This is a genomic window from Pseudomonas sp., from assembly GCF_026224925.1.
GTDB lineage: Bacteria > Pseudomonadota > Gammaproteobacteria > Pseudomonadales > Pseudomonadaceae > Aquipseudomonas.
Map to the genome: position 1 here is coordinate 1 of NZ_JAMFRV010000678.1, position 6933 is coordinate 6933.

The following is a 6933-nucleotide window of genomic DNA, read 5'->3' on the forward strand; positions in this document are numbered from 1 at the left end:
AACGAGCTGCACCTGCTGTTCCGCCAAGGCCCCGGCGTGATGGTGGTCCGTCAGGCCTATCCCGATCACGGGGTGGTGGACCGGCATAGCCAGGTGTTCGAAGGGATCTTCGCCGACGAAGCCAAGCAAAGCATTGCCGCCGATCATTTTGCCAAAGCTGGCGCCAACGGGCGAATCTGGAATTCGCTGCAAAAAGCCGCGCTGAAATCGCCCGAATCTTTTATCGAGTACTACGCCAACCCACTGATCGGGCTAATTGCCGAGTCATGGTTGGGGCCGGGTTTTCAAACCACCGCCCAAGTCAACGTAGTGCATCCCGGTGGCCAGGCGCAGATGCCTCACCGCGACTACCACATGGGCTTTCAAACGGTTGACGAGGTCGAGCGCTTTGCCTTGCCGCTGCATGTGTTGTCGCAATACCTGACCCTACAGGGGGCGGTTGCCCACACCGACATGCCGATAGAAACCGGCCCAACGCTGCTGTTGCCGTTCTCGCAACAGTACGACCTGGGGTATTTGGCGTGGCGTCGACAGGCGTTCATTGAGTACTTCGAGGAGCACGCGGTGCAAGTGCCGTTGAGCAAGGGCGACATGCTGTTTTTCAACCCCGCACTGTTTCACGCGGCAGGGACTAACCGCACCACCGACCAGCACCGTATGGCCAACCTGCTGCAAATCTCCTCAGCGTTTGGCAAACCCATGGAAACCCTGGACCGCGACCGGATGATGCTGGCGCTGTATCCCGCGCTGCTCCAACGACTGGAACAAGGTGAACTGGACATCCAAGCATTCACGGCGGTCATTGCCACGGCGGCTGACGGCTATGCCTTCCCGACTAATCTGGACACCGACCCGCCGCTCAAGGGGCTGGCGCCGCAGACCGGGCAGCAAATGATGCTGGAGGCACTCACTCAACGCTGGCCGTACGAAACGTTTCAACAACAGGTCACGCTGATGCGCAGCAAGCGCCAAGCCTGACGTCATCCGTTTGATGCTTTACCGGTTTGCCATAACAACAACAAAACAGGACTAAACCCATGAAGAGAAAACTCTTTGCCTTGCTGTTTACCGTGGTCTTCACGCCGCTGGCGTTGGCCGATATCCGCATCGGCGTCAGCATTGCCCAAGTCGATGATGTGTTCCTCGCACAAATGCGTGAATACATGGTTGCCCATGCGAAAGAATTGCCGGGGGTGACGCTGCAATTTGAAGACGCCCAAGGCGATGTGGTTCGTCAGTTGAATCAGGTACAGAGCCTGACCGGGCAAGGAGTGGACGCGATTATCGTGAACCCGGTAGACACCGCCGCCACGCAGAAAATTACTGACGACGCGACCAAGGCCGGGATTCCATTGGTTTATGTCAACCGCCGCCCCGATCAAGAAAAACTACCCGTCGGCGTCGGCTATGTCGGCTCTGATGAGGTCAAGGCCGGGCAAATGCAGATGCAGTACCTCGCCGATAAAATGGGCGGCAAAGGTAACCTGGCGATCATGCTCGGGCTGCTCTCCAACAACGCGACCCACAACCGCACCAAGGGCGTGAAAGAGGTACTGGCGAAATACCCGGACATCCACATTGTCGAAGAACAGAGCGCCGAATGGCAGCGCAGCAAGGCGATTGATTTGATGAACAATTGGATTCTGGCCGGCAAGAAAATCGATGCTGTGGCCGCCAACGCGGATGAAATGGCCATCGGTGTGGCCATGGCGACGACCCAAGCCGGTATGAAACCAGGTAAAGACATCCTGATTGCCGGCAGCGATGGCGGTCAGGCAGGCCTCGACGCGATCAAAAAAGACCTACTGGTGGTTACGGTCTACCAAGACAACAAAGGCCAAGCCGTAGGCTCCATCGACCTCGCGGTGAAGATGATCAAAAAACAACCGTACACCGCTGAAGTGACCATTCCTTACCAACTGATCACTAAGGCGAATTACGAGAAGTTTTTGAATCCTTGAGATAACCGAAAACGGCCCCGTACCGGTCAAATATTCTCCGGCGTGAGCACCTGCAGCGGCACGAAAATCCGCTGCTGTACCGGGTCAAACGTTTCGGCGGTTTGCAGTTTGACCATCAGTGCGATCAGCTCTTTGGCCAATACTGTCGGCTGCGAGTCAATCACCAGCCTGATCAGCCCTTGGCGTAATGCGTGGCGCGACGCCTGGGTCGACTCCTGAACAATCACGCACAGTGGCGGCCGCTCAGGCGTTAATGCCAAGGCACTGAGCACCCCTTCAACGCCACCCCCGGCGATATACAAGCCGCGTAAATCCCGGTGCCGCGCCAGCAACTCCAGCGTGGCCTCCTCGGTGACGTCGGCGTTATCCATGTTGATGATCGGCTCCAGCAATCGAAAGCCAGGAGCCTTCTCTTCGAAATAGCTGCGCAGACCTTGCTCGCGCTTTTCATGCCCGACAAACCGATGCCCGCCCAATATCACCGCGACGCTGCCTTGGGGCGGATGACAGGTGTGAGCCATTAACCAGCCTGCGGTTCGGCCCACTTCAACGTTGTCCGTGCCCACATACGGCCTATGACTTTCGCTGGACAAGTCAGAGAGCAGTGAAACGATTTGAATGCCGCGACTACGTACCCGCTCAATGGCCTGATGAATCACCGGATGCTCGAAACACACCAGCGCGAGACAGTCGCATTGCTCAGCCAGTTGTTCGATTTGCCGCGCAACGGCATGCGGTGAACGGTCAATGATCGCGTCGTCATGACAGATGATATTGGCCTCGGTAAACAGCCGCGCCTGTTCCCTGATCGCATCACGCAAATGGCCGTAAAATTCCAGGGAAGTACCGAGTAACAGTATGCCGAAGTGATAGCCCGGTTTCTTCTCTCTGATGCGTTCCGCGATCAAGCGTGCGGCGTAATAACCCACGGCTTCGGCGGCTTGAAACACGCGTTCGGCGGTTTGTGTGTTGACGGGCGCTCGGGCATTCAAGACCCGATCAACCGTCGCCACACTGAGTTGCGCCTGCTGCGCAACAGTCGCAATGGTTGGACGTTTATTTTTATTCATGAAGCCCTTGGCACTCTGGATGAGAGAAAACTATCAAGCCGTTACCGAGGCCGATGATAGCTTGAAAGAGAATACTTTCAAGCACTTGTAGCCATGCAGGGCGCTCTCTATATTTTCCGTGTCGAGCAGATTAAGTCCGCCTCTGAAAGGTACGTCCCAGAGCGATTAATGCAACACGGAGAATAATAATATGGCTCAGCAACAACCGAATAACCCTGACTCCCCTTATGCCGCGAGAGACTACAGCCTCACCGGCCCCGAAGCCTTGAGCGCTCACGAAAAGGGCTTGGTGTCTGCGGTCTGGTATCAATGCGCAGTGCCTAGAAAACGTTTGAAAGCACTCATGCAACGCCGCAACGGTCCCGCCGTGCGCGATACCGCACTATGGTTGTTGGCGTTAGTTCTGAGTGGTTACGGCGGCTACTACTTCTGGGGCGGCGCAGCCTGCGTCCCATTCTTTATTGTCTACGGCGTTTTATACGGCACTGCGGCCAACTCTCGCTGGCATGAAACCGGTCATGGCACGGCGTTCAAAACCCGCTGGCTGAATGACGCGGTGTATCAGTTGGCCTGCTTCATGGTCATGTACGAGCCCGACGTCTGGCGCTGGAGCCATGCGCGGCATCACACGGACACCATTGTCGTGGGCCGCGATCCCGAGATCGTTGAGCCGAGGCCCCCTAGCCTGATAAAAATAGCGTTGAGCTTCATGTCGCTACCCCATGGTTTCAATGTGCTGAAGTCGTTATTCGTCCATGCGGGCGGCACGCTCAGCGCGGCGGAAGAAAACTTTATTCCGCCATCGGAATGGCCAAAAGTCTACCGTGCCGCGCGCATCTGGCTGGTGTTGTATGCACTGGTTATTGGCTTGGCTATTTACCAACACTCTTGGTTGCCCTTGATGTTTGTGTTTCTTCCCACGTTCTATGGCGGATGGCTGTCCTACCTTTTTGGCCTGACTCAGCATGTAGGCCTGGCTGAAGATGAACTCGACCACCGGAAAAACTGCCGCACCATTTATATGAATCCGTTGTTCCGTTTTATTTATTCGAACATGAACTATCACCTCGAACACCACATGTTCCCCATGGTGCCTTACCACGCACTGGCGCAACTGCACGCCGAGATACGTGACGATTGTCCGCCGCCCTACAGCAGCATCGTCGAGGCGTACCGGGAAATTATTCCGACGTTATTAAAGCAGCGCAAAGACCCCTCGTATTACGTTCGGCGCCCGGTTGTAACAGTGCCAGAACCCACGTCCGACGAAGCCCGCGCCACGACCGTTTACAGCTGAGTGAGACAACCATGAATACCGAATGGATAGAAGTGTGCGCGGTCGACGAGATCGACGAAGAAGATGTGATTCGCTTCGATCACCAGGATCGAACCTTTGCCGTGTACCGCTCCGCCGATAATGAATTTTATGCCACCGCAGGATTGTGCACCCACGAGTCCATTCACTTGGCTGACGGTTTGGTCATGGACCACATCATTGAATGCCCCAAACACAATGGCCGCTTCGATTACCGATCCGGTAAAGCCCAAGGCGCGCCCGCCTGCATCAACTTGAAAACCTATCCAGTGAAGGTCGAAGCCGGCCGCGTGTTGCTCGCGGTTCAGGGCTGAATAACGGCAATCCCCTTCCCAAGCAGGTATCTCATGAACACATCAATGACCGCGATGGTGATCGTCGGCGCCGGGCAAGCGGGTGGGCGTGCAGCGCTGACGTTGCGCGAACAAGGGTATGCAGGACGAATCGTATTGATCGGCAACGAAGTTCATTTGCCTTACGAACGCCCGCCGCTTTCCAAAGGTTTGCTGCAAGGGCAAACCACCCTGCAAGCGTGCAGCGTTATTGACGATGCCGCCCTCGATCATCTGCAGATCGAACACCTCAGTGCGATGGAAGTCGTAGGCCTCGAACCCGAGCCGCAGCGCCTTACGTTAGCCAACGGCACCACCCTGCATTACGCGCAATTGCTCCTGGCTACCGGCGGCTATTCACGCACCTTGCCACTGGATAAACCGCTGGCCGGCATCCATTACCTGCGCACTTACGACGATGCGCTGCAACTGCGCACGGGTTTGCAGCCAGGAACCAACGTACTGATCGTCGGCGGCGGCTTCATCGGCCTGGAAGTCGCCGCCACCGCACGTGAATTGGGCTGCGAGGTCACGGTGCTTGAAGCCGGCTCACGCTTGGCTGCTCGCGCCCTGCCCGAGCGTATGTCCGAACAACTGCTGACGCTGCACCGCAATAATGGGGTGCGCGTACTGATCGATACGCAGATCGAACAATGGCAGGGAGAAACCCGCATCGAGGCGGTGCTGCTAAATAGTGGTGAGCACATCGCCTGCGATTTGGTCGTGGTCGGGATTGGCATGACGCCCAACCTGAAGCTCGCTCAGCAAGCCGGGTTGGAGGTGGGCAGCGGTATCAGGGTCAATCAGTTTCTGCAAACCAGCTCACAGGGGATCTATGCCGCCGGCGACGTCTGCGAATTCCCTCACAACGGCACTGGCGTATTCCAGCGTCAGGAAACCTGGCGTAACGCCGATACTCAGGGACGAATCGCCGCGCTCAACATGCTCGGACAGCAACAGCCTTACGTCAGCGTTCCGTGGTTCTGGTCGGATCAATACGGATTTGGCCTACAAACCGTCGGCAGCCTGAGCAACAGCAGCAATGTGATCGAACGCGAGGTCAAGGGCGGTGGGTTTGTCCTGATGTACCTCAATGACGACCAACAACTGCTCGGTGCCTGCGGTTGGGGCCCCGGCAACAGCATTGCCAAGGACATCAAGCTGTGTGAGCGCTTGATCGAAAACGCAGCGGTGTTGCCGGTAACCGAGCTGGCAAATGCTTCAACTTCCCTCAAACAGTTCGCAAGGAGCTGACATGCGCGAGTTTTTGGTTTTCCAGTCCCTGTGGGCGATGCTCGACGAGCACGGGCAATCGGCCCTGAACCTGCAACAACAGGCGGAAAAAATTGCGGCAGCGGGCTTCGATGGCGTAACCGGCCACTTCACACGACGTGAAGACGCGCAGCCATTGTCCAGCGTTGCTCGGGACTACGGCCTGCAAGTCGAAGGTCAGCTGTTTCCTAAAACCGTGTCTGACTTGGCATCGGCCCTGGACGTGGCAAGTGAGTTCGGCTGCCACCACCTGACGCTCCAAGCCGATGTCCGCCCGCGTACCTTGAAAGAAGCGATCACCCTTATCGAAGGTTGGCAGCGTTTGGCCGAGCAGGTGGATTTCCCGGTATTGCTGGAAACCCATCGTTATCGGGTCACTAACGACTTGCCGTTCACCCTGGATATTTTGCAGGAAATGCCTGACCTGAAGCTGCTGGCAGATTTGTCCCATTACGTCGCAGGTCGAAGCATTCCGCTGCCGCCCAGCGAAGAAGACCAGCAGCAGATAGAAACGATCTTGCGTCACAGCTGGGGCTTTCATGGGCGAGTCGCCAGTTCCGAGCACGTGCAGGTTCCCATCAGCTTTCCCCAACATCAGGCCAGCGTTGACCTGTTCATAAGCTGGTGGCGCTACGGGATCGAGGATTGGTTGAAGCGCGATGGCGATCTATCGAGCTTGTCCTTCACCTGCGAACTGGGCCCACCGCCGTATGCGATTACCGGACCCGACGGCAAAGACATCACTGATCGCTGGCAAGAGGCATTGCAGATGAAGGATTTGATACGGGCGGTGTGGCAGTCGGTGGAACGGGGACGGACCTGAGTGAAATTCAGGACAAAAAAAAGCGACCCTAAGGTCGCTCTTTTTTGCTTCAAGGAGTTCAAGGGCCTTGAAGCGGAATATGGCGCAGCGGACGGGACTCGAACCCGCGACCCCCGGCGTGACAGGCCGGTATTCTAACCGACTGAACTACCGCTGCGCG

At 56.7% G+C, this 6933-nt stretch carries 7 protein-coding genes and 1 tRNA gene; 6 read left to right on the forward strand and 2 right to left on the reverse strand.

Going from position 1 to position 6933, the window contains the following annotated elements; genetic code table 11:
• Both M0974_RS28350 and M0974_RS28355 read left to right on the forward strand, forming a co-directional pair.
• The coding region (locus M0974_RS28350; protein WP_297844952.1) for a phytanoyl-CoA dioxygenase family protein at positions 1–978 on the forward strand (978 nt) is incomplete at its 5' end.
• Positions 979–1037: 59 nt separating this feature from the next.
• A complete protein-coding gene (locus M0974_RS28355; protein WP_297844954.1) occupies positions 1038–1961 on the forward strand; it encodes a sugar ABC transporter substrate-binding protein in 924 nt (307 codons plus the stop codon).
• Between the two features lie 26 nt (positions 1962–1987).
• On the opposite strand, the gene M0974_RS28360 is transcribed toward M0974_RS28355, so the two are convergent.
• Complete coding sequence (locus tag M0974_RS28360) at positions 1988–3031, reverse strand: LacI family DNA-binding transcriptional regulator (RefSeq protein WP_297844956.1); 1044 nt, start codon at positions 3029–3031, stop codon at positions 1988–1990.
• A gap of 190 nt (positions 3032–3221) precedes the next feature.
• Between M0974_RS28360 and M0974_RS28365 the strand changes: the two genes are divergently transcribed.
• Genes M0974_RS28365 through M0974_RS28380 form a run of 4 tightly spaced genes read left to right on the forward strand, consistent with a single transcriptional unit; the run spans position 3222 to position 6773 of the window.
• Positions 3222–4328 carry a fatty acid desaturase family protein gene (locus M0974_RS28365; RefSeq protein ID WP_297844957.1) on the forward strand — a complete coding sequence of 369 codons (1107 nt, stop codon included), beginning with the start codon at positions 3222–3224 and terminating at the stop codon, positions 4326–4328.
• 11 nt (positions 4329–4339) lie between these two features.
• A complete protein-coding gene (locus M0974_RS28370; RefSeq protein ID WP_297844958.1) occupies positions 4340–4660 on the forward strand; it encodes a MocE family 2Fe-2S type ferredoxin in 321 nt (106 codons plus the stop codon).
• 33 nt (positions 4661–4693) lie between these two features.
• The gene (locus tag M0974_RS28375; RefSeq protein ID WP_297844960.1) at positions 4694–5932 is read left to right on the forward strand and encodes an FAD-dependent oxidoreductase; all 1239 of its coding nucleotides are present in this window, start codon (positions 4694–4696) and stop codon (positions 5930–5932) included.
• 1 nt (position 5933) lies between these two features.
• On the forward strand, positions 5934–6773 hold the full coding sequence (locus tag M0974_RS28380) for a sugar phosphate isomerase/epimerase (protein WP_297844962.1): 840 nt from the start codon (positions 5934–5936) through the stop codon (positions 6771–6773).
• Between the two features lie 80 nt (positions 6774–6853).
• Here M0974_RS28380 and M0974_RS28385 read toward each other — a convergent pair.
• Positions 6854–6930, reverse strand: a tRNA-Asp gene (locus M0974_RS28385).
• Positions 6931–6933 lie beyond the last annotated feature (3 nt).

Coding starts and splice junctions, on each gene's coding strand:
- M0974_RS28355 (WP_297844954.1), top strand. CDS start 1,038: ATGAAGAGAAAACTCTTTGCCTTGCTGTTTACCGTGGTCTTCACGCCG.
- M0974_RS28360 (WP_297844956.1), bottom strand. CDS start 3,031: ATGAATAAAAATAAACGTCCAACCATTGCGACTGTTGCGCAGCAGGCG.
- M0974_RS28365 (WP_297844957.1), top strand. CDS start 3,222: ATGGCTCAGCAACAACCGAATAACCCTGACTCCCCTTATGCCGCGAGA.
- M0974_RS28370 (WP_297844958.1), top strand. CDS start 4,340: ATGAATACCGAATGGATAGAAGTGTGCGCGGTCGACGAGATCGACGAA.
- M0974_RS28375 (WP_297844960.1), top strand. CDS start 4,694: ATGAACACATCAATGACCGCGATGGTGATCGTCGGCGCCGGGCAAGCG.
- M0974_RS28380 (WP_297844962.1), top strand. CDS start 5,934: ATGCGCGAGTTTTTGGTTTTCCAGTCCCTGTGGGCGATGCTCGACGAG.